Raw genomic sequence first — 26095 nt, forward strand, 5'->3', positions numbered from 1 at the left:
GCAGATAATAATAAAAAATTATGCAGTAAAGACCAATAAAGCCGAAAAATCATAAGGATAACGGAATAATGACAATGAACTCATTACGCTCTGGAAACCAGCCAAGTGTCGGCTTGTTGTTGCGGACACTAATTATCCCCTCCAGCTTTCGCAGTTTTGCACATGCATTGATATTATTCTTTAGCCTGTTCGTTACCCTCACGTTAAGTATGAGTGCTCATGCCAACCCTGTGTGGCAAACAGGTGCAAGCAACCAAACCACAGGCAATGGCTCTTCAGCTACCACCTCGGCCACACTATCCATCAACAAGCCAGCCAATGTACAAGCAGGCGATCTTGTTATCGTGACACTACACTACAACAGGACTAGCCTGACCATCAGCAATGCCCAAGGTTTTACCCAAATACGTAACGAAACGTCTGGGGCTGATGGTAATAGCCGCGCTACTGTCGCGGCGTTCTACAAAATTGCCAGCGCATCTGAACCTGCCAGCTATACATTCACTTATTCCGGCATTACCAGCACAACAACAAGCTGGCGTGCTGTCGCCCAGCGAGTAACAGGGCATCACCCCACTACGCCAATAGGCAACTACACAAGTGGTAACTCCGCCACCACCACGCAAACCACCCGCACACTTTCCAGCATTAACACAACGGCGAATAACTCGCTTCTGGTTGCAGCTATTACTATGCAAGCCAGCAGCGGCACTATTAGCGCCACACCTGGCACCAGCGCTCTTTCTAGCACCTCTACAGGTCCCAGCTTCAACGTAGCTTACCAAACCCTTGCCACCGCAGGCGCAACCGGTAACAAAACATGGACGTGGACAACTGCACGAGCCAATGCGGCGCTGATGTTTATCATCAATCCTGCCCCTACCGTTGACTACGGTGATGCGCCTGCTACTTACGGCAATGCCAGCCATACCATTGTTACAGGCATCAAATTAGGTGCGAATGCGCCAGATTCAGAGAGTGCGAGCCAACCCACCCATAATGCGACTGGTGACGGTGATGATGAAGACGGCGCACCTAAATCACCAAGCAATAGCAGTATCACGTTATTTCCGTTGCTAAAAATGACCGACACCAGCTATAGCAGCACGTTCACTGTTACCAATACGGCTGGGACAGCAGGCAAGCTCTACGGCTGGATCGACTTTGACAAAAGCGGCATGTTTGAAGCCGATGAAGCCACCTCGGTCAACGTACCGACCGGAACCAATGGCGGTACGGTAACACTCGCATGGAACAGCATTCCCACCGATATTCAACCCGGCACAACCTTCATCCGCCTACGCATGACCACAGATGCAGCGGTAACAACCAGCACCCCAACCGGCAGTGCCAGCAATGATGAAGTGGAAGATTTTCCGATGGCCATCGCGTTAACCCTACCACCCAATAGTGCAAGCGTCAGTGTCACCAGAGGCGTAACACCGACCTCATGCACCAGCACTGTCTTCAGCGAGAACTTTAATGATCTAACCGGTGGGCAATATTTCGGGGCTAACCGCCCAGGCTCCAGTGCTATCCGTAACTGGGTTGCCAGCGGTGGCGGAACAGATACCCGCATCCGCACCGATGGGATGTACGCATCCACCCACGGAACATCTATTTACATGGATAGCGGGGCAATCCGCCGCATTTTCCCAACGACTGCTAATACCCCAGTTGCCGATGCTAACGGGCTTATTACTTCCCCGCCGACGGCGATTGAGTTACGCGATATTGCAGATGATCAAACACCGGGCGTTGTTGCTGGCGACTCGCATTGGGGGCCACAACCACCTCGACTGTCGCGCACACTCAATACCATTGCCGGTCAGCGCTACCGTCTGTATTTCGAGCTTTTGCCTGAAAATAATGGTAATGAGTGGCGTAAAGGGATGTTACGAGTGGACACACCGAGTGGCTCGGTGCATCTACAAACACCCAGCTCCACTGACAGCACCTTTCAGTACCAAGTGGATTTCACCGCCAATGCAACTTCTTCCACCATCAGCTTTGTCAACTACAGCCGGATTTCTGTCGATGGTAATTGGTGCATTCCAGCAAGCGATGCGTGGTGTACCATCGGTGGCTTGAGTGCTGCGCCAAAGACCAGCGAGCCAGTGATTGACAATGTTACGGTTGCGCTGGAATCTGCCTGTCTGCCGATAACCAACCAAGATTACGGTGATGCACCAGCTTCATACGGCAATCCTAGCCACACCATTACCCCCAATCTTGCCATCGGTAACAATATTGATGCCGACAATGGTACGCAGCAAAACGCCAATGCTGACGCAGACGACACCAATGGCAGTCCAGATGATGAAGATGGCTTACAAAACCCCGCCATTATCCCTACAACCGTCGGGCAAACGTATACACTCACAACCTACGTCAAAAACGAGACAGGCTCAACTGCATACCTCACCGCTTACATCGACTTTAACCGCGATGGGGATTTCTCGGATCCCGGTGAACGCGCCGATACCCAACACGTTTATTGGAACGGTTCTTTCCACTCGACCTTCACCATACCGGCAGGCACAACGGCGGGTACAACCTACGCCCGGTTGCGTTTAAGCCAAACCAAAGCAGAGGCAGAATCACCGCTTGGCGCTGCGACCAGCGGCGAAGTCGAAGACCACAAACTGACGATTTCCGCAGGACCTTTTTACGATTTCGGGGATGCACCTGTCAGCTACGGCAACCCTCGTCATACGATTGTGAATAGTATTTTCTTGGGAACAAATCGCCCTGATAGTGAAACCGGCAGTCAGCATAGCTACAACGCCAGCGGCGATGGTGTGGATGAAGATGGCGCACCCAAACAATACGGCAATGCCAACATCACACTGTTCCCCATCCTGAAAATGACCGCGACCAGCTACAGTGTTGACATTAAAGCAACCAATACCACCGGCTCAGCGGGCAAACTGTATGGCTGGATCGACTTAGACCAGAACGGCACATTTGATGCGGATGAAGCAGCTTCCGCCAACGTCGCTAATAACACCAATGGCACGGTGACACTAACCTGGAACAGTATTCCAACGGATATTAAGCTGGGTACAACGTTCATTCGCTTGCGCCTGACAACTGATGCAGCCGTTACCACCAGCACACCAGCCAATAATGCCAACGACGGTGAAGTGGAAGACTTCCCGATCGCCGTTGCCATTGACGTGCCGCCGGATAGCCCCAATGTCACTATCGTGCGCGGTGAAGACCAGACATGTAGCAGCACGATTTTCACCGATAACTTCGATGACTTAGCCAGCGAACAATATTTCGGCGCGAATATTTCTGCGACACCGTTTGTGATCCGCAACTGGACAGCAACCGGTGGTGGTAGCGATACCTATGCACGTACCGTGGAAGTTTCCCCGTTTGCTGCCACCCAAGGGCGTTCAATTTACTTTGGTAACGGCATGATGCGCCGGTTTTACCCCGATACTGGCGCGGCATTGGCGTTTGACGGTAACGGCAGGATGCGAAACCCGCCGGATGCTGTAGAACTGCGTGATGACGTTGATGATATTAGCCCTAGCGTCAATACTCATGAATCTCATTGGGGGCCTGAGCCCGTCACGCTATCGCGCACCTTTGCCTCCACTGCCGGGCAACGTTACCGCTTGTACTTCTCTGCCGTTCCTGAAGGCGGTGAGTGGAACCCCGGCATTATGCGGGTGGATACACCGAGTGGTTCGATACATTTCAAAGCACCGGGCAAGGATGAGGGTATCCAGAAATACCGTATCGAATTTACTGCTATTGGCACATCCTCAACTATTCGCTTTGTGAATTACGGGCATATTGGTACCGATAACGGTTACTGCGACCCCAATTCCATCATTTCCGGACCATGGTGTACGGTGGGTGGTTTCCCGACTGACAAGAAAGGCAATGAACTGATTATTGATGATGTGGCTGTGGCATTGGCATCTGCCTGCCCCAGTAGCAGTATTTCTGGCTCCGTTTATACCGACACTAACGGCAACAATGCTTTCGACACGGCAACAGAAACGGGTTTGGCAAATATCAGTGTTTCGCTGTATGACAATAATGGCACAACCGCCACGACCAACGATGACAGCTTGATCGCAACCACGAGTACCGCCGCCAATGGCGCTTATAGTTTCACCAGTATCAGCTCAACACCACGCTATCGGGTTGAAGTCGATATCCGTGATACGGACTTGCCCGCGAGTGCGCGTATCGGCACCACGAATCCATTGGCAGACATGACTGTTGCCGCTGGCAGCGCACTCACCAACCAGAATTTCGGGTTTGATTTGGCGTGTAATGCCAGTGCAGGGCAGTTCGGCGGGATCGCCTTCCGCGATTACAACCAGAACGGGATGCGCGAGCCTCAGGAAGAAGGGATTGCGGGTATCACGGTGACGGCTTACAACAGTGCGAATGCGGTAGCCGCTACTGGCACCACCGATGCACGCGGCTGGTATACCTTGAGCGGGCTGACCAATGGCACACAATACCGGCTGGAATACACCAACTTACCCAACGGGCTTTACCCCGGTGCAGCAGGCACCGATACCGCGAGTACGGTACGTTTTGTCACTGCCAGTGGCAATTGTGCTACGAACTTAGGCGTAAGTGACCCCATCGAATATTGCGAAATTGACCCATCGGTCGCCGCCTCCAACTTTGTCAATGGCAACCCCAGTGTGGCTGATGTTGGCAACTATGCCAGCCTATTTACCTTCCCTTACAATGCAACGGGTGATGCTTATAACCAAACGCCAGCCCCTGTCACCAAAGCCAATACCAGTCAAACGGGTGCGTTGTGGGGTATGGCTTATCAAAAAACTACCAGAACGTTATTTGCCTCCGCCGCCATGCGTCGCTTTGCCGGATTCGGTACCTTAGGCACGGGTGGTATCTACAAAGTCGATATGACTGACCCGAACGCGGCGTATACCGGCGCAACGCCTTACGTTGACCTGCGCACCATCGGGATTGATACCGGCAATGATGTGCGTGTCGCCGGGGATAGCTGTAATAATCTGGCAAGCGGCCCGTGGTCGCCTTCCCGTGACGTGGCTGCTTGGGATAAAGTCGGTAAAGTCGGTGTGGGTGATATTGACTATGACGAACGCGATAACCGTTTGTGGCTAGTCAACCTCAACGACCGCAAACTCTATGGCATTAACAACGTCAGTCCGACCACAACACCCACCGCTGGCAGTGTGTTAGGGGGTTATGCGATTAACCTGCCCTCTCCTTACACCTGTGCCTCTGGGACATTCCGCCCTTGGGCAGTCAAATACCATCGGGGTTATGTCTATGTGGGTGGTGTGTGTGATGCCGCCAGTGACCCTTACAACCTGAGCAAGGTGCGTGGTTATGTTTTGCGCTTCGACCCTGCTAACACAGCGGCTGGGTTTAGCCATGTGAAAGATTTTGCGCTCAACCAGCCACGTCAAGGCTTCGGATATAGCAACGTTAGTGAATGGTCAGGTTGGTTGCCGCAAGCCGATGCCGTGAACGTGCGCCCGCAATTCCACTCACCTATTGTTGGCAATCTCGAATTCGATACCGACGGCTCGATCATTGTGGGCATTATTGACCGCGCTGGCTTACAAAAAGGCACAAACGCTTATGACGAGCCGGTATGCGATGACCCAACTCAGGACTATAGCGACACCATGGGTGATGTGTTACGCCTGTGTAAAACCGATACTGGCTACCTGAGCAATGCAGAACCGGGTTGCACAACGGTCATTCCTACCAATAGCAAAACCACCGATGAATATTACTGGGGTGATCTTGGTCCATCCAATAACGCGTGGGAAGGCATGAATGACATTGCTGCTGGGGGTTTAGCACTCGCACCGGGTAAAGAGCATGTCTTGGCATCCTCTTACGACGCCAATAGCTGGGGAACCAACGGCGTGGTATGGTTAAACAACCGTACCGGCGCAAAAGACAACGCTTACTCCTTATCTTGGACAACCCTCGGTAAAAGTACCGGCATGGGTGAGCTGGAAGTGCTGTGTGACCCTGCGCCGACTGAGGTTGGCAACCGCGTGTGGCTCGACACGGATAAAGACGGTCTGCAAGATGCAGGGGAAGCGGGTATCAACAATGTCAACGTTACCCTCACCTGCGGCAGCGACAGTGCAACCACCATCACAAATACCAACGGTGAATACTATTTCAGTAATGCACCGGGTAAAAATGCCACCTTCATGGGCAGTGGGGAAAGTTGCAGTTTAAGCATTGCTAACGCCCAAGCCAGCCTCAGTGGTTACACCCTCACCACACAAAACGCTGACAGCAAAACCGACAACAATAGCCAAACCGACATCCGCGATTCGGATGCAGCAGTCAGTGGCAGCAATGCCGTTATCAATTTCACCGTTGGCAGTGGCGGGCAAAATAACCACGGGTTGGATTTCGGATATAAATCCAACGCAGTTCCCGGCACGATTACGGGTACTGTCTATACCGACAGCAACACCAACGACACATTCGACGCTGGTACAGAGTCCGGTATTAGCTCTATCACCGTCACGCTGCTGAATGCTGCGAATAATGCTACCGTCGCCACCACCAGCACAGCGGCAGATGGTACTTACAATTTCAGCGCTGTAGACCCTGCCTTGACCTACAACATTCAAGTGGATACAGCGGATACTGATTTACCCACAGGCTCGACCATTGGGACGCTCAACCCGCTGACTAACAAAACAGTAACAGCAGGCGGCACGCTGACAAACCAGAACTTTGGGTTTGATCTTGCGGGCAATAGAAGCATTTCCGGTAAAGTGTTTGAAGACAAGAACTACGGCGGCAGCGCTGGGCGTCCACTCAGTACCTCCGGCACTGCTGGTATTCTTGGCGTTCGCGTAGAACTCTACAATTCAACCGGGGGATTTGTTACCAGCACCACCACGGCTGATGGTGGTCCGTACAGTTTTACTAATGTTGCCGCCGGTAATTACTACGTGCGTGTGGTCAATGACACCATTCGCTCTACCCGCGCTGGTTCCAATGCAAGCGAGCGCGGTATCCAGACCTTCCGCAGTGATGGCACAAGCGCCGCCACCAATGAGGTCGGCGGACGTAATCCCGCTGTCGTTGATAGTGGTGCAAACACGACAAACCAAACCCTGAACACAGCCACGTTCATGTTGTCCGGTGGCGGGCAAGCTCAGTCTGTCCAGCCCATCACGGTAACAAGTAGCGACATTGCCAACGCGAACTTCGGTTTCAACTTCAGTACCGTAGTCAACACCAATGACAGCGGACAAGGGTCATTGCGCCAAGGCATACTCAATATCAACTTGCTGGCAAATACTGGCTTGGCACAGGCAGGTCAAGACAACACCTATGGCGTCAACCCCGGCGTCATTAAGGAAGTATTGCTCTTCAACATTCCGGCAGCCAGCGATCCATTAGGTCGTACTGACATCTGCGGCGGCTCAACCTGTAAAATCACCATTAACACCCAGTTACCCGCTGTTGCCTTGGAACCCGCGATTATCGACGCCACCACCCAACCGGGTTATGTCGCCGGGACACCGGGTGTGCCACGTATTCATATCGTTCCGACTGCTGGGTTGGATGCACGCGGTTTCACCATGGGCTATGACGCACCTGATAGTACCCTGCGTGGGTTTGCCATTACCGGTTTCAGGAACCTCCTGACCAATCGTGGTATTACTGTTGACAGTGAACGTACCCTAATCGAATCCAACTACATCGGCGTCAAACCCGATGGCACGGCAGATGGCAACGGTAACGGGATCGAACTGCAATATACCCAAAGTGCGGTCATCGGTGGTACAACCGCAGCCAAACGCAACATTATTTCTGCCAACAAGCGCTTGGGGATCTTCTTCAACACGGGTGCATCCGGTAGCGTCATCCAGAACAACTTCATTGGTACTAACCCAGCAGGCACAGCGGCAATGGGCAATGAAACCACCGGGATCGACACCGAGGGCGGTTCCGGTACGAAGATTCTGGATAACGTCATTGCAGGCAACCCCTACCAAGGGATTGAACTGGGCTTTACCAGCGGTGGCCCCGGCACTGCCAACGCCATTATTCAAGGCAACCGTATTGGCGTAGGCATCAATGGCGAAGCCATCGGTAATGGCACAGGTATCATCAACTACGGCGTGTCTAACGGACATACCATCGGTGGCACAGGCGCAGGTCAAGCCAACATCATTGCACACAACCTGTCCAATGGTATCAGCTTCTACAACAATAACAGTTCCGGTATCACCATCAGTGCCAACAGCATTTATGCCAATGGTGGGTTGGGGATTGACCTTGGCTTTAACGGCATTACCGTCAATGACGCCAACGATGCGGATGCAGGTGCTAACAACCTGCTCAACTTCCCGCTCCTGTCGAATATCTCCATTTCCGGCAGCAATCTGGTCATCACGGGCTGTGCCCCTGCCGGTGCTACTGTGGAACTGTTTGAAGCCGATGTCAGCACTGGTGGCAAAGCCACGCCCGGAACCAACAAATTCAGCAAGAGCAAGGATTACGGCGAAGGCCAGACCTACCTCACCAGCTTTGTGGAAGGCAGCGCAGCCGATACCGACAGCAGCAACTGTGTGCTGGCAACTGATGCCGACGGCAACAACCAGACAGGTATGAAAGCCTTCAGCGTCACGATTCCAGCACCTCCCAGTTTTGTGATCGGTGACACCATGACCGCAACCGCAACCGTTGCAACGGTGGGTACATCAGAGTTCTCACCCGTTATTTCACTAACAGTCACACCGCCCATCGGTTGTAGCGTGCTGGATAATTTTGATAGCACCAGTGTGGAAACCATTAACCTCACCACTGCTGTGCCGGGACCCATTACGCAAACATGGAACGCCAATATTGATGCGCTGATCGGTGGCTCGCGAACCCTAACCCTTGGCCCTGCGCAACGCGGCACAGCCACCAACGGTTATGGGGTACTCGAAATTGCCAATAATTCTAGCACTGCTGCCCCCATGAAGCTGTGTTACAACGCCAATGGGGCTGGGTTAAATGTCAACCTCAGTCAAATCGAGAATATTCTGTTTAATGTCTGGGAAGATGAGCATCACAACCCGAATGCCGCAACCCGCGCCAACATTCCGATGACGATCACCTTATCGGATGGATTCAACAGCGCCTCACTCACCCAAGACATGGTTAACCTTGTCTATCAACAACTGGGCGTTACCGTTGGTTGGGCGAATATCCGTTTTCCATTAGCCAACTTTAGCAACATCAATAACCTCAATCGCACCAATGTTCAAAGTGTCTGCATTGAAGTCGCTGGTAAGAATGGGCACGACTACTCTTTCCAAAAAGTCATGCTAGAAGACACTGCAACGTGTAAAAGTGTCTCAGGTAAAGTCTTTGAAGACGTGAATTACGGCGGTGGCGTAGGTCGAGCCATCAGTGCATCGGGTACTAAAGGCACACTCTCCACGCTACTGGAGTTGTATGACCATAACGGGCGGTTCATTGAAAATACCGCCACGGATAGCACGGGTAGTTATACTTTCCCAGCACTACTACCCGGCAATTACTACACCCGTGTGGTCAGCTCCAGCGTCAATAGTACCCGTAGCGGCACTAATGGGACTGAATTGGGTATCACCACCTACCGTACCGATGGTGTAACGCCAACAGTCAATCAAGTAGGTGGGCGCAATCCAAGCACCCCTGATGCTGATACACACGACATGGAAGCCACCCTAAACACGAGCACCTTCCAATTCATCGGCGGGGCGCTGAACGGCAAACAGGCACAAGTGGTGCAACCCATCACGCTAGCCGCCACCAACCTCAGCGGTGTGGATTTCGGATTCAACTTTAGCACCGTGGTCAATGCCAATGACACCGGGCAAGGCTCCTTGCGTCAGGTCATCGCCAACGCCAACTTGCTGGCAAACACTGGTATGGCACAACCCGGCAGCAATTACGGTGTGAATACGGCACTGAATAAGGAAGTGCTGACTTTCAACATTCCTGCCAGTGGCGACCCGTTAGGGCGTACCGACATCTGCGGCAGTACAACCTGCAACATTACGGTTAATAGCCAACTCCCGGATATTACCGCCCCCCTGATTATTGACGGTACAACCCAACCCGGTTATGCCGCAGGCACACCGGGAATACCTCGCATCCGTATTTCGCCCGTTACCGGACTGGATGCACTTGGGATTTCCATTGCCTACAACGCACCGGACAGCACGGTACGCGGCTTGTCCATCACCGGCTTCCGCACACACAATATGAACCGCGCCATCAATGTGGCAGCGGCGCGTACCGTGGTGGAATCCAACTATATTGGGGTAAAACCGGATGGTACTGCCGATGCCAACGGTCAGGGCATCATGCTGGAATACGCCGATTCCGCCACCAGCATTATCGGCGGGACGACACCTGCAAAACGCAATATCATTTCCGGCAACTTGCGCTGGGGTATCGCCTACAATACCGGCGCAACCGCTGGCACGATTCAAAACAACTTCATCGGCACTAATGTCGCCGGTACTGCGGCACTAGGCAACCAAGCCGGAGGTATTGATCTGGAAAGCGCCAACGACAGTGTGGTGCTGGATAACGTCATTGCAGGCAACGCAGGCGATGGCATTCAAATCGGCTTTACTAATGGATCTATCCTCACCAGTGGCTACACCATCCGAGGCAACCGTATCGGTGTAGGCATCAATGGCGAAGCTATCGGCAATACCGGCCCTGGCATCATGAACTATGGCGGCTCCAGCAATCACCAGATTGGTGGCACAGCAGCCGGTCAGGCCAACATCATTGCCAACAATACCGGCGGTGGTATCAAACTGGCGGCTAATACTGCAAATATTAGCAACGTCATCAGCGGTAACAGCATTTACGCCAATGGCGGGCTAGGGATCGACCTCGGCAACAACGGCGTTACCGTCAATGACGCCAGTGACGCTGATGCTGGTGCAAATGATTTACTCAATTTCCCGACGCTCTCTGAAGCCAGTATGATTGGTGGCAACCTGACCGTGAAAGGCTGCGCCCCTACGGGTACAACCGTGGAATTGTTTGAAGCCGATGTGAGTGTTGGCGGCAAAGCGACACCGGGCGACAACAAGTTTGGTAAAAGCAAGGATTACGGCGAAGGTCAGACTTACCTTGCCAGCTTCGTGGAAGGCAGCGCCTCAGACACGGATTCCGCCAACTGTACCTTGCCAACTGATGCCGATGGCAACAACCAGACCGGCATGAAAGCCTTCAGCGTCACGATTCCAGCACCTCCCGGTTTTGTGATCGGTGACACCATGACCGCAACCGCCACTATCAGCACCGCTGGCACATCAGAGTTCTCACCGACGATCCTATTACTGGAAGTGCGTGATATTGCCGGAAAAGTCTACGAAGACGTGAATTACGGCGGTGGCAACGGGCGTGCATTTAACGCCGGTCAAAGCATGGCAGGTATTAACGCTGCAACCATTGAGCTGCGCGATACCAGCAATAACCTACTCGCCTCGACCACAACGGCAGCCGATGGCAACTATACGTTCACCAGCGTTCCTGTAGGGACATACAACGTGCAAGTGGTAAATAGCAGCGTGCGCTCTACCCGCCCCGGCTCCAACGGCTCAGAACGCGGGGTTATTACCTACCGTACTGACGGTGCAGGAAATACTGTCAATGTAGCAGGCACGACGTTCAGCCAAACCATTACCCTGAGTACTACCAATCTCAGCAATGTCAATTTCGGCTTCAATTTCGACACCGTGACCAATACCAATGACAGCGGTGCTGGTTCACTGCGTCAGTTCCTGATCAATGCGAATCTATTGGGTGGCGATGCTACACTGGCACAAGTCGGGCGTACTGCTGGCAAAGAAAATGCGATTTTGGAACTCTCCACCAGCGACCCGAATTACACCACGGGTTATTGGAGTATCCCGTTGCAAAGTGCCCTACCCAGCATTACTGCGCCTATTGTATTAGATGCCTCACTACCACCCGGCTCTAACAGTAATCCAATATTGGAATTGAAAGGCACCAACGCAGGCAGCGGCGCTAACGGCCTAACCTTGGGCGCTGGCAGCAACGCCAGCACCATCCGCAAATTGGCGATCACGGGCTTTGCTGGTTCAGGTATTTACATTGATAGCAGTAACCACAATAGTTTGCTGGCTAACCATATTGGCATTACCCCATCCGGCATTACGCGGGCTAACACCGGCTCAGGCATTCGCATCAACGCCGCCAGCAGCAATAAAATCGGTGGTGTTAACGATGGTGAAGGCAACCTGATTACCAATAATGGCGGCAGTGGTATTGCCATTACCGATTCAGGGTCAATGTTCAACAGCATTCTTGGCAACAGCATTTACGCCAATGCTGAGTTAGGTATTGATTTGATTGGTGGCATTGAAAACAGTTTCGGTGTAACCGCTAATGATGAGGGTGATGTTGATTCTGGTCCGAACAGCCTCATCAATTACCCAGACGTGAAAGTTAACTCCTTCGGTGCCAATGGCACGAAGATTGTGACGCATGACTTCAATCTGGATTTGGCAGCAGGCGATTACCGTCTCGAATTCTTTGTTAGCACGGCTAAAGACGCATCTGGCAATGGTGAAGGTCAAACCTTCATCGGCAGCAAAGACCTTAGCCACCCCGGCACAGGGAGCCTCAATTTCAAAGGTACACTCAATGCCAAAATAGCCGTGGCTAAAGGTGCCCACATCAGTGCGACCTTGACCCAGAAAACCGGTCCAACGACTTATGGCTCCACCTCCGAGTTTTCGGGTATCCGCGATGGCATTACCACGCAAGTCTGTGACAGCTTGATTGATGACACCACTAGCGGCTCAAACATGGTGATTGATGAAACTGACCTGACGACCGTGATCAAACTATTGGAAGCCAAAGACTCCAATGGTAATCCGATTACTTACGTCATTAGTGGCGGGGCAGACGGTAACTTCTTTACCATTACCAACCCGGCTCCCGGTGCGACCTTGGATTGCGCCACCATCAAGTTCTTGGTCAGTAACATCATTATCACCAAATCTGCCTTGGCAGATAACGAGGCTGAAACCCGTGCTATTGTCACACCGGGCGTCTTACCGCTCCCCGGTAACTATGAGCTGCCAATGGATAAGGACAAAGATAACGTCTATGACCTGCAAATCACCGCGACCACGGTTGATGGCAAGAAATACGTGCGCAACATGAATGTAAGGGTAATGGATACCAACGAAGCACCCAACATCACGTCGGCAACAGCGCTCACTTTGACAGAAGACAGCAATGCCGAGGTGCTCAGCGTCAAAGCGCAAGATGCCGATGCTAACGAGAAACTAAGCTACCGCATTAGTGCGGGCGCGGATAGCAGCCACTTCGAGATCAATGCAACCACTGGTTTACTGCGTTTCCGTGCCATTCCCGACTACGACGCACCAATGGATACTAACCGCGACAACCTATACGAAGTGGAAGTCACCGTGACGGACAAAGGTGGCTTGACTAACAGTAAACTCTTCAAAATCAGCATTGTGAACAACACGGCTGATGACGGTGTAGTCGTTAATGTACGGGCGCTCTTGCAAGGTGCTTATAACAGCAACACAGCACTCATGTCTGCTGATCTGAACACCTTGGGTTTATTGCCCAATAAACAGCCTTACCAATATGCGCCATTCAACCATGCAGGTACTGAAACCCTCAGCACCATGCTCAAGGAAACCACTGGCAACAATGCGGTAGTGGACTGGGCATTGGTTGATTTGCGCACCAGCGTTAACACCATCGTAGCCAGCCGTGCTGTTATGTTACAACGCGACGGCGATTTAGTGGATTCGCAAACCGGCTCAGCCAACTTGCACTTTGCCAACATTAAGGCAGGCAATTACTACATCAGTGTGCGCCACCGTAACCATTTGGGTGTCATGAGTGCCAGCCCGGTCAGCTTGGATAACAATGCAAAATTGATCAACTTTGCAGCCAGCTCAACAGCGGTGAAAGGCGAAGAAACCCGTGTATTGAACGGTAAAGCAGCGCTAATATGGGCAGGCGACATCAATGGCAGCAATACCCTGACCGCAAATGGCCCAAGCAACGATGTGACTAGTTTACTGAGTGGCGTAATTACCAGCATGGATAATCTCCAGGGCAACACTAACCACATATTATCGGGTTATCTCACGACCGACCTAAACTTCGATGGCAAAACCTTGTTTACCGGCCCGGGCAATGATACCAGCCTGTTGGTAGGCAATATTCTGCTGCATCCGCTCAACACCGGCTTTGCCGCGAACTACATCGTGCGCGGTGGGTTGCAGTAATACTGCCCGCCATAAAAAAGGGCGTCCCGTGCAAAACAGGACGCCCCCACTTAGATGAAGCCGAATATCTGTTAGTAACTACTGATCAAGCGGGTATAACAAATCCAGTTATGTGTCGGATAAGTCGGTTTCCCATCTTGTACTTCACCGTAATAACGCAATGGAACCATGCTACCCCCGCGCGGATTATCCGCACTGATCGGCAGGCCATAATCCACACCTTGGTAATTGCACTCGATGCGCCCGTCAGATCCTTGGTTAACAGGTGTTCCCGCTGCATAACCACAATCCGTTGCCGTTCTCGCCAGATTCTCGGAACAATAAGCTGCCTCATTGGGTTTGTTAACCGTATCAGGGAAAACCGCCAAGTCAATGTTAGGACGCTGCCCATTGTTATTCACTTGCACGAGATTCAACAGTTCTTCCATTGTTGGCAAACGCCATTGGGATCTGCCACATAAACCAGTGCCATTAACGGCATTCACATAACTATAAGCATCGCAATTACCAAGCCCCTCACACAACGTTCTGCCATTGCTATCCCTGGTACTGGCATAACCGGCATAGTTGTGGAAATGCCGGTAGCGCCAATCGCTGTCACGCAACCCAGTACTAGTTTTAGATTCCCATACCTTTCCGGTAGCATTTTCTTTGATACATGCCCACGACGTGGCAGAAGAAGGCAAAGCATTGCCCGCACTGTCGAGTTTGGTATAGCGACGTGCTGCATTTGCCGCTGCCACTTCCGATGCTACTTGGTTAGCAGCGGTACGAGTCGATTGCAGCGCCTTTTCAGCCGCTTCACGGGCAGTCTTAGCCGCCTGTCCTGCGGCTTTTGCCTGTGTCACCAACGTTTGAATGTCGGCTACGGTTTCTATACCAGCAGCATCCGTCTGGATTTTTTCAACCTGCGTTTTTTCCGCTGCTGCTTTCTCAGCTTCTGTCGCTGCCTGCGCCGCATAGGTTTTAGCTTGGTTGAGAGCTTCGGCAACTTCTGGATAAGATGCTGCCTGTTGTTCGGCCTGTAGTGCTGCGTAACCAGCACTTGCACGTGCTGACTGTGCAGCTTGCACTTCCCTGCTGATAGCGGTTGCAGCCGTGCTAATCTCTTCGCGTGCGGTTGCAATAGCACCAGCTTTGTCCGCCGCTGCTTGTGCCGCCAAAACAGCCGAAGCTGCCGCTTTGTCTGCTGATGCTTGTGCCGCTGCTGCCGCTGATTTTGCCTGGTCTGCTTCATCAGTAGCAGATTTATCAATAGCCGCTTTCGCCGCTGCCTGCGTCGATGCTTGCGCTGCTGTTTTTGCCGCTGCTGCTGCATCAGCAGCAGCCTTGTCCGCTGCGGTTTTGTCCGCAATCTCTGCCGCTGCTGCTGCTACCTGTGCGGCAGATGCTGCTGCGGTGGCTGCCGATTGCGCGGCAGTCACCGCTGCTCGCGCGGCAGTTTCTTCTGCGGAGGGTCCACTACTGCCACCACAAGCGGTGAGCAGTGATGACATCAAAACGCCCGCCAGTAGTAATTGCCCTTGCTTAGCGATAGAGGCTTTATTGAACGTATGAACCTTGACACTGTTCATATTCATGATTTATTACCTATAAGTGATTAATTTGGATTTATGGTCTCAATCGGATATTATATGACAACCATTACCAAAATATTAATCGAATTTACTAATGGTAGTTTTCTTATGCCAAACAGCACCCAAAAGTTGCATGGCATTCTGACCTCAGCAGTGGCACAAACCCCCACAACCTGCTACTTTATCGCGTCCCTATCAGCACACTTTTAAAGACAGCCATGCAGCCAAGAAAAATACTCATTACCAGCGCACTGCCCTACGCCAATGGCCCGATTCACATTGGTCACATGGTCGAATACATCCAGACGGATATTTGGGCGCGTTTTCAGCGTTTGCGTGGCAATGAATGTTACTACGTGTGTGCGGATGACACGCACGGCACACCGATCATGCTGCGAGCGCAACAAGAAGGTATTACCCCAGAACAATTGATTGCTCGCATTGGCGCGGAACATCAGCGCGATTTTGCCGGTTTTCGGGTCGGTTTCGACAATTACTACACCACGCACTCCGACGAAAACCGCCATTTCGCCGAATTCATCTACAAAGCGGCGCGTGACAACGGGCATATTGAAAAGCGCACCATTCGCCAAGCTTACGATGCGCAGGCAAAAATGTTCCTGCCCGACCGTTTCATTAAAGGTGAATGCCCACGTTGTGGCGCGGCGGATCAATACGGCGATAACTGCGAAGCTTGCGGTGCGACTTACTCCCCCACTGATTTGAAAAATGCGGTGTCAGCAATTTCCGGCACGACTCCGATTGAAAAAGAAACCGACCACTATTTCTTTAAGCTGGGGCATTTTGAAACCTTCCTGCGTGAATTCCTTGCCAGCGGCGCGGTACAAAAAGAAATCGCCAATAAGCAAATGGAGTGGTTTGAGTCGGATCAAGGCTTGAGCGATTGGGATGTGTCCCGCGACGCACCTTACTGGGGCTTTAAAATTCCCGATACTGACGACAAATATTTTTACGTGTGGCTGGATGCGCCGATTGGTTATTTAGCCAGCTTCAAAAACCTGTGTGACCGTACCGGGCTGGATTTTGATAGCTTCTGGAAACCCGATTCCACTGCCGAGGTATACCACTTCATCGGCAAAGACATCGCTTATTTCCACACATTATTTTGGCCTGCCCTCTTGCATGGCGCGGGTTTCCGCACCCCCAGCGCGGTACATTGCCACGGATTTTTGACGGTAAACGGCGCGAAAATGTCCAAATCACGCGGCACATTTATTCAAGCTGAAAGCTACCTCAAGCATTTGAACCCGGAATGGTTACGCTATTATTTCGCCAGTAAACTCAGCAATGGCGTGGATGACATCGACCTTAACCTCGAAGATTTCGTGGCGCGGGTCAACAGCGATTTAGTCGGCAAAGTGGTTAATATTGCCTCGCGCTGCGCTGGTTTCATCAACAAGCGATTTGACAACAAACTGGCTGATACGCTGCCTGATCCCACGTTATATCAAGAATTTAGCGACGCCTCTGAACGCATTGCCGAACTGTACGAAACCCGCCGCTACGGTCAAGCCATGCGCGAAATCATGGGCTTGGCTGACAAGGCCAACCAATACGTTGACGAACAAAAGCCGTGGGTACTCGCCAAAGACCCAGATCGCCTTGCCGAGGTACAAAACGTTTGCACCCAAGGCATCAATATGTTTCGTGCGATTGTGAGCTACCTCAAGCCGGTTCTACCACAATTGGCGGTGGACGCAGAAAGCTTCCTCAATGCGGGTGAATTAACCTGGGCAAGTGTTGCGACACCGCTGATTAGCAGCGAAATTGCTACGTTCAAAGCCCTGATGACTCGTGTTGAACCGGCAATGATCGAAGCCATGCTCGAAGACAATGCTTCGGCTACGCTCAGCAACCAAACAGATAACCGCTCCCTGAGCGAAGTCGAAGGGAACAGTACTCAACACCTGACCGACGACCCGATCAGCCCCACGATTGACTACGACGATTTCGCCAAAATCGACTTACGCATTGCTAAAATCGTCAAAGCCGAACACGTCAAAGGCGCAGATAAGCTGGTACAATTGACCCTTGATCTGGGCGGCGAAACCCGCAATGTGTTTGCTGGGATAAAATCCGCTTACGACCCCGTCGATCTGGAAGGTCGCTATACCGTGATGGTTGCCAACCTTGCCCCCCGTAAAATGCGCTTTGGTGTATCCGAAGGCATGGTGTTGGCAGCGGGACCTGGCGGTAAAGATTTATTCATCCTGACACCTGATAAGGGTGCAGAACCCGGAATGCGCGTAAAGTAACGCCAACAATAAGACGAAGAATAGTATGTTAGGGAAGTTCTTTAAACCAAAATGGCAACATACCGATGCCAGTGTCCGCCTGAAATCACTAGCTACCCTTGCCGGTGACAGTGTGGAATTAATCAAGATTGCCCAAAGCGATCCTGATAGCGATGTGCGCATGGAAGCGATTACCCGTTTGCACCACATCCCGACCTTGGTGCAATTGGGTCACACCGCAGGTTCCATTGGTGAACGCGCCCGCCAGCGGGTCATCGGTTTAGCAGCAACTGAGCACCGCCATGACCATTTGCTGGCAGAAGTTTTTGCCTGGCTACAAAACCCCGCATTACTCCGCAGTATTGCGCGGGACTCGCTCCGTGGTGCTAAATTGCGCCACCAAGCCATCGCCAAACTGGACGACCAAGAATTATTGTTTAGCATTGCCAGTAACGATACCTCCAAAGAAATCCAATACATCGCCGCCACGAACATTGACGATTTAGAAAAACTGCAAGCCCTAGAGAAAACACACGGCAAACAAAACAAACGCTTGCGCCAGTTGCTCAAAGAACGCGAAGACCTTGTGCAACATCAGCACCAACAACAAGCCGAGATTGACGCACTCTGCGCCGAAGCCGAAACCCTCGGCAACAACCAACGCTGGGCGCAAGAGAAAACCCGTGCGAAAGTACTGGAGCAACGTTGGCAAAAAATCAGCAAAGTCACCAACGAAACCCAACAGCAGCGCTTCCAACAAGCACTGACCGATTTTCAGCAGCGCCTGCAAACATGGGAAAGCGAACACACCCAGCAACAACAATTGCTCGCCCAACAAGCCGCTGAGCAAGCCCGTCTGGCTGCCGAAGCCCAACAACAAGCCGAAGCCGCCGCGCAAGCCGAACAAGAGCGCCTCGAACAGGCACAACAGCGTGAAGCCGCCGCCCGCAAACACCACCAGCAACAACAAGCCCAACAAGAACAAACCTTAAAAGATTTACACAACAGTTTAAAAACGCTGGAGTCTCACCTAGAAGCCGAACAATACGGCGAAGCCATTGAGGTACACAAAACCCTCAGGGAAAATCTCAAAAATGCCACGCACCTGCCCGGCAAAGAACAAGCCTTCTTCCAACGCCGTCTGCAAGCACTCGCCCCCTTCCTACGCGAAATCCAAGACTGGCGGCGCTGGGGTACCGATCAAGTACGCAAACAACTGATCGAGACGGCTGAACACCTGCGCACCGATGAGGAGCTTGACCCACAAGAACGTGCCAAGAAAATCCACACACTGCGGGAAGAATGGCGCAAATTGTCCCAGCTTGAACCGGGGCAACAACACACCATGTGGAAAGCCTTTGATGCCAATGCCACGGCTGCTTACGAACCCAGCAAACAATATTTTGCCGAACAAGCGCAACAACGTGCCACGCATCTCGAACAACGCAACAGCATTTGCGCCCAACTCGAAGCCTTACACGCGGACACTGACTGGGAAACCCCCGACTGGCGGGCGCTACAAGTCGCCCTCAACGGATCCCGCAAACACTGGAAAGCCGCCGGAACCGTCAGCCACAAAGACTGGAAAAGCATCAACGAGCGTTTCAACACTGCGATGGATGCGTTAGAAACCCACTTCAAAGCCGAACGCGCCCGCAACTGGCACGAACGTAGCCAACTGGTCGAACAAGCCAAAGCCCTGTTAGATTCCCCCGACACGGCACAAGCCATTGAGCAAGCCAAAGTGTTACAAACCCAGTGGCAAATTAGCCTCAGTTCACGCCCTTCTGATGAACAACGCTTGTGGAAACAATTCCGCGAACCGATAGATGCCCTGTTTGCCCGTGCGCGTGAAGAACGCCAGCAACAACAGCACGAACGCAATGCGCAACAAGCGGAAGCCGCCCGTCAGACTGAAGAACAACGCCAACGCGAACGGGAACGCCAGCAGCAGCAACTCGCTGATTTGGAAGCCCTTGCCACCCAATCCACGCAACGCAAACAAGCAGACACCAACGCTGACGAGCAAGTTGCCAACCGCCATACGGGTGAATTACTGTGCCTGCAACTGGAAATCCTGCTAGAGCTAGAAAGCCCTGTCGAGTTCCAAGCTACCCGCCTCAAGTATCAAGTGGCACAACTCTCAGAAACCATGCGCAGCCGCAAAGAAACCACGCAACCCAGTGCTCATGCCTTGCCGGTTTTAAAACAGTGGTATGCTTTGGGGGGAATGCCCGCGACTGCCCTTGCCAGCCAGACAGCGCGGATCGAGAAAATTAAGCAGGCTCTGCTTCAGGCGCTGCCGTAAAACATTGCATCAAATCGGCTAACATCAGCGTCACTTCACCCGTCATCAGGGTGAATTCGATGTCCAGCTTTTCGGCATGAGATTGCGGGTCGGCTTCCTTAAGGTTGTCGGCCAGCACATCCAAGAAACGCACCTGACGCACCCCTAAATCCTCGGTCAAGACGAAACTGATCTTGTCTGCCCAGATTAAAGCGAGTTTAGATACCGTTTTACCCGCTGCCAGATTCGCTTGCACTTCTTCCGCCATCAGTTCATGGCGCTTAAACGTCGCCACACTTTTTGCTTCGCCCTGCCCTTTTAATTCGCACGCTTCGCCCAAGGTAAAGGGCGCGGGCAAGGTGTGGTCATCTGCCAGCCATTGCGTCATGAGCACCGCCGGACTCATGTCGGTTTTCGGGGGAGTCACGGGCAAACTGCCTAAGCTATTACGCAGCAAATGGGTTAAGCGTTCCGCTGGCGTATTCGACGAGCTGTTAATAATCATCCAGCCATTGGCGGGATCCAACCAAGCGTCCATTTTCTTGGTGCGGGTGAATGCCTTAGGCAGTAGTTCAAATTCGATCTCGTCACGCAAATCTTGCTTTTCGCGTTTACCGATCTTGCGGGCTTCTTTTTCTTCGATCTCGGCAACCAAGTTATCGAGTTCTTCACGCACCACCGAAGCCGGGAGCATTTTTTCCTGGTGTGCCAGTGTCAGCAGCAGACAGCCATTAGTTGCCAGCACCAATTGCTCACTATTGCGCCCAAACGGTGATACCCAGCCGCTGGCTTCACGCAATTCATTGCCGCAACCCAAAAAGGGTTTGCTTTCAAGGGCTTCGTGTAGTGCTTCCGGCGTGAGGGCGAAATCACTGCTCAAACGCAGCAGGTACAGATTCTTGAACCACATGGCAATGCCTTTCTATGCTAATGAGAAAGGCGCGATTATGCCGGAAAGCGCTTCAGACTTAAACAAACGGCAGTGTACCAAACTTAGCCCAAGGGTTAGGCTGCCCCAGCCAGCGTTGGGATACTGTGCCATAAACTGCACGGAAATCGACGGTATGTTGCACATTGCCATCGCCATCCAAATGGCTTAAATCAGGTGCGTCGCCGTAAATGCCACCGCGCACCTTGCCCCCCATCACCAATTGCACCGAAGCCGTGCCGTGGTCAGTGCCTTTGCCGTGGTTTTCCTGTACACGCCGCCCGAATTCTGAATACGTCATCAGCATGACATCATTCCAGCGCCCGCCACGTTGCATGGCTTGTGCAAATGAATCGAGCGCCCCTGCCAGTTGATGCAATAAATTGCTTTGCACCGCACTTTGGTTGCTGTGGGTATCGAAACCGTCCAGCGTGACCATATACACGGCTGCATCCACCCCCGTCAGGATCATTTTGGCAACGGCTTCCAATTCCCGCCCAAATTGACTGGTGGAGAAGTTGACACCTAAAGGCACGGGGCGCTGCAATTTAGTGCTTAACTGTTCACCCGCCGCATACAATTGATGATGCACATTGGTGACGTGCGCCAGTACAGAATTCGTGGTAACAGGCTGAATATCTTCCAGCAAATTAATCTGACTGAGGAAAGACTGAGGGCTTTGCATCGCAATGGTGTTACAGCCTTTTCCGCTTATCGGCCCGCTGTCATCGCCAATCGCAATACCATGCAAACCGGGCTTACAACCAGGCAATAATGAACCCAGCCAGCCCGCGTCGGCGTATTGGTTTGCAGCGACGCCGGTTTCCCAAATGTCACTGGAACGAAAATGCGACAAGGTACTGTGCGGATAACCAACCCCTTGCACCCACGCAATATTGCCTTTGTCCCACCAAGGCTTGAGCGCTTTCAGGTAAGGGTTTAGGCTATGCGTTTCACCAATGTCGATTATTTGATGTTTACGCAGCGCAATCGTGGGGCGATGTTGGTAATACAAGGGGTCATTATGAGGAATCAGGGTATTCAGCCCATCATTCCCCCCTGCCAGTTTGACCAACACGACAATACGTTGTGGTGGGCGGGTGGGCGCTGCCAAGACTTCCGCAGGCAAAGCCCCCAACCAAGGCAGCAAGGCTGCCATTCCCATAAATTCTCGACGGTTCATGTAAGCAATATCCGCATAAAGGGTATCAGGACACTTGAAACGCTGGGTCAAGCAGCAAAGCACGCACTAAGCGGCGGGATCCCGGTATTTCTGGCAAGGGTTTTAACGGCTTAACCGGCAATAACCATTCGACCAATTGTTCAGCGGCTGCATCGGGAAATGTTATCCCACTGGCAACTTTTTCATTTAAATTACCGCGTGACAATTTGGACAGGTAAGCATTGCGTACCAGCAAGGTTTGGGTGCTGATCCAATGTTCACCGCCAGCCCAGCCTTTGACGTTCGGTGGGTCAAATAACTCCTGCCCCAACAAACGGCACAGGTTCAGCATTTCTTGGGTGGATTCGCGGGGATACGGCAACATGCGTACTGTGCCAATCACCAATTCCACGGGGGATTTCACCAACGTGCCACGGTTTGCCGTTGCCCAGAACGCTTCACTGTTCAAGACCGTGCGCATTAAACCTTTGATGTCATAGTTCGACTGCCGCAACTGTTGCGCCCAAGTGCGAATCAGCGCCGGGTCAGGGCGATTACTCACGAATGCCAACCAAAACTTTTCCGTCACGCTTTCAGCCGTGCGGGGATGCGCCAACAAGATCTTAATAATGTCATCACCAGTGAAATCCCCGGTTTTGCCTAAGAAAGTCAGTTGTCCAGTTGCATGTTCATCAGTACGGATCACAAATTTGCCGGTTTGATGATCGACACGCCACCCCGTAAACGCTTGCGTTGCCGCTTTCACATCGGTTTCACGGTAATGCCCGCGTCCGATGGTAAATAACTCTAGCAACTCGCGGGCAAAATTTTCATTCGGTTGCTCTTTGTTATTTTGATGCCCATCCAAATACATCAGCATGGCAGGGTCACGCGCAATCGCGTGCAATAATTCCCCAAAATTTCCCAGTGCGTAGCGGCGTAATAACAGGTTTTGTTGGTGTAACAGGCTGGGTTGCAGAGTTTTTTGAATTGAGGAGGTAAAGTGATTGTGCCAAAACAAAGTCATGCGTTCGAGAAACGGCGTTCGGGTAGTCAACATCTGTTCTACCCACCAAGCCTGCAAGCTTTTGCCCTCACGTTGTGAGATAGACCAAGCGGAATTACGGCTTTTCATGTCAGTCAAACGCATTGGCTCTAACTTCAACCAAGGTGTCATGGCTGGAGCAGGTTTCAATGCATGAGGTTTTGGATGCAACACTAATTCGACGGCATCTTGTGTAGAGCGGCCTTCCAACTGTTTGATGGCATCCCACTCTGCGCCTAAGCCAGTGCGTGATACCAGATGTGCTGCATCTTTAAAAGCAAGTAATCCCATAACCTTACTGCGCTAGAAATAATATTAATAGTAACGTAACTGGATAGTAAGTTTAGACCAAATTTTAATCTTAACGGCAGATTAATAAGATTATTTTGCAAGCTTTATGCCGCTAAGTGAAACAAAAAAAGCGATAAGCGATACTAGTGATGCCAAAATGCTGATGAATAACTCTGTCGTTTTACGCAGCACCCGCACTGTACCCAGCGCACTTTTCCCCAGAAACTTCATGATACCCTTGGTCTGCGTGCCGTATTTTAGGCTAATTTTCTCCAATCGGATTAAATCTTCACCATTTTCTACGTATTTCAATACATGTACGACATCAGCAGTAGAACTGGCTTTGCGAATACTATTCACCTGTTCTGCCGTTTGTTTAAGCGCCCGCGTTGCTTGCGGGTTGTAAGCTTTTAATGCGGCTTTACTGATGCCATCCAGATTTTTTTCGGCACGCGCTGCCAATAGAAATCCTTTATAATTGAACACGTCTGAACCCTGCCTGAGCAGAAAACGCTGGAAACCCGGTGTCAGCTTGCCTGCGCGTGCCGCCAATTTTGTGGTAGAAATACCACCTTTCGCGGGCGAAGCCGTACCCGCACTCGCCACCGTCGCAGCAGTCAACCCAACGCCTACGCCTGCCAAGGTGACAATCAGTTCGTTGACTGGCTCACCCTTGGCATACAATTGATATTGCTCCCACAAATCGCGGGCATCCCCGACCACGGTAAAATCGGCGGTAATTGCGCCCGCAACACCAGCACCACTGCTGGCTTCACCGTCTAAAAAACCACTGGCAAAATCATTGACGGTACGGCGGGCGGTATTGAGTGGGGATTCCAAGCGCTGCAATTCTGCCTCAAATTCAGTGGGGTCAACCGCGTAACCAAAGGTGCTGGCAAGGCTTAGGTACATTCGTGCATCGGCGGGGTTATTGTTAGCGATGGATTCCCGCACTTGTTGGCGCACATCTTCCGCACTCACCTGATGCAACATCAATTGCACCACGTCTGCCGCCATTTCGTCGTATTGCCAATAATCGAGCAATGCCTTCAGACTGCCGACTAATAGCACTAATGACACCAATAAAACAGTAAAATTCCAGATTTTCATGCTCTTAGTCTAGCGCATTCCCAGTGCTTGACGTAAGCCTAGGGGGTCATTAGGGTCGACACCTTCCATAAATGGCTTGCGGCGGTCGTTATTGGTGATCTGGTAAACCTTGCCGATCCAATTGCTGTAAAACACTTTCGCCGTATCGCGCCAGGTATTGTGCAACATCGGCAACAGCAAGGTTTCTGGAAAGTCCGGCAAGGGTTTGCCTTGGCGTTTGGCAGCGTGTTGTGCCAGCCGGTATTCAGTGAGAATCGCTTTAGCTTTAGGGCGCAAATAATTTTCGGGAAATGGCGGATAATCCTCCCGCGCCCCGTCAAACCACCGCATGGTTTCGCGGCGGTATTCTTTCAGCAAACTCACCTGATCGTATTCGGGGTGAGCTTGCAAAAAAATCATGCGGAACAAATCAGGGCTGACCGCCATGTGAACACCAGCCTCCTGACTTTCCACCAATATTTGCACGCCGACGGCTTCTAATTCTGCGCGATCAATTTGATTGAAACGCGAGTGCGGCACGTCAAAGCGCGTATTCAGATCATTGACCAATGGGTGTTCCGGCAGCGTCACTGCATGGCTGTACACGCCCCAACGCTTGAAGCCCAGCGGGCGGCGGCGGATTCCCCACAAATGTTGCACCAGTGCATGACTTGCGAGACACGAACACAAGGTAGAGGTGACATTTTCCTGCGCCCAGGCCACCACTTCACACAAGCCATCCCAAAAAGGCTCGTCTTCCAGATGTTGCGCGGCGGGGTTTGCGCCGGTAATGATCAGCGCATCCAGCCCTTGTTCCTGCAAATCCGCAAACTTTTCGTAGTAATGCTCAATATAGGCTTGCGCCTTGTCACTGCGCGGCAAACTGTCTAGGGTAAACGGGTGGATATGAAATTGCGCAATCAGATTAGATTCACCCACTAGCCGGAAAAATTGGCGCTCGGTCGCTGCCAACGCCGCATCCGGCATCATGTTCAGAAAACCGATATGCAGCTCACGAATATCCTGATTAAAAGCGTAATCTTCGCTCAGAATCGTTTGACCTTCCTGACGCAACCGGTCAAAGGTCGGTAATGCGGTATGTGCAACTAATGGCATAAAGAACCCCTCACCCCTAAC

At 52.0% G+C, this 26095-nt stretch carries 9 protein-coding genes; 3 read left to right on the forward strand and 6 right to left on the reverse strand.

Going from position 1 to position 26095, the window contains the following annotated elements; all coding sequences use genetic code 11:
* The first annotated feature begins 68 nt into the window (after positions 1-68).
* Positions 69-14324 (forward strand): SdrD B-like domain-containing protein, encoded by a 14256-nt coding sequence (locus L2Y54_RS15105; RefSeq protein ID WP_236497233.1) that lies wholly within the window; start codon positions 69-71, stop codon positions 14322-14324.
* Positions 14325-14395: 71 nt separating this feature from the next.
* Here the strand turns inward: L2Y54_RS15105 and L2Y54_RS15110 are convergent, their stop codons facing one another.
* The gene (locus L2Y54_RS15110; RefSeq protein ID WP_236497235.1) at positions 14396-15904 is read right to left on the reverse strand and encodes an Lcl C-terminal domain-containing protein; all 1509 of its coding nucleotides are present in this window, start codon (positions 15902-15904) and stop codon (positions 14396-14398) included.
* A 215-nt stretch (positions 15905-16119) separates the two neighbouring features.
* Between L2Y54_RS15110 and metG the strand changes: the two genes are divergently transcribed.
* Together metG and L2Y54_RS15120 are read left to right on the forward strand one after the other, a co-directional pair.
* Positions 16120-18177, forward strand: coding sequence for a methionine--tRNA ligase (gene metG, locus L2Y54_RS15115; RefSeq protein WP_236497237.1), 2058 nt, complete (start codon positions 16120-16122; stop codon positions 18175-18177).
* 25 nt (positions 18178-18202) lie between these two features.
* A complete protein-coding gene (locus L2Y54_RS15120; RefSeq protein WP_236497239.1) occupies positions 18203-20464 on the forward strand; it encodes a DUF349 domain-containing protein in 2262 nt (753 codons plus the stop codon).
* Here L2Y54_RS15120 and L2Y54_RS15125 read toward each other — a convergent pair.
* The 5 genes from L2Y54_RS15125 to metA all read right to left on the reverse strand — a co-directional run bounded on the left by L2Y54_RS15125 (position 20433) and on the right by metA (position 26074).
* Positions 20433-21353: a recombination-associated protein RdgC gene (locus L2Y54_RS15125; protein WP_236497240.1), complete on the reverse strand. Its 921-nt coding sequence runs from the start codon at positions 21351-21353 to the stop codon at positions 20433-20435. The genes L2Y54_RS15120 and L2Y54_RS15125 overlap by 32 nt on opposite strands.
* Before the next feature lie 58 nt (positions 21354-21411).
* Positions 21412-22554 carry a DUF1501 domain-containing protein gene (locus tag L2Y54_RS15130; RefSeq protein WP_236497242.1) on the reverse strand — a complete coding sequence of 381 codons (1143 nt, stop codon included), beginning with the start codon at positions 22552-22554 and terminating at the stop codon, positions 21412-21414.
* 25 nt (positions 22555-22579) lie between these two features.
* On the reverse strand, positions 22580-23869 hold the full coding sequence (locus tag L2Y54_RS15135; protein WP_236497244.1) for a DUF1800 domain-containing protein: 1290 nt from the start codon (positions 23867-23869) through the stop codon (positions 22580-22582).
* 90 nt (positions 23870-23959) lie between these two features.
* Positions 23960-24979 (reverse strand): hypothetical protein, encoded by a 1020-nt coding sequence (locus L2Y54_RS15140; RefSeq protein ID WP_236497245.1) that lies wholly within the window; start codon positions 24977-24979, stop codon positions 23960-23962.
* A gap of 9 nt (positions 24980-24988) precedes the next feature.
* Positions 24989-26074 carry a homoserine O-succinyltransferase MetA gene (gene metA, locus L2Y54_RS15145; RefSeq protein ID WP_236497247.1) on the reverse strand — a complete coding sequence of 362 codons (1086 nt, stop codon included), beginning with the start codon at positions 26072-26074 and terminating at the stop codon, positions 24989-24991.
* Positions 26075-26095: the final 21 nt, after the last annotated feature.

The organism is Thiothrix winogradskyi (genome assembly GCF_021650935.1).
Classification (GTDB): domain Bacteria; phylum Pseudomonadota; class Gammaproteobacteria; order Thiotrichales; family Thiotrichaceae; genus Thiothrix; species Thiothrix winogradskyi.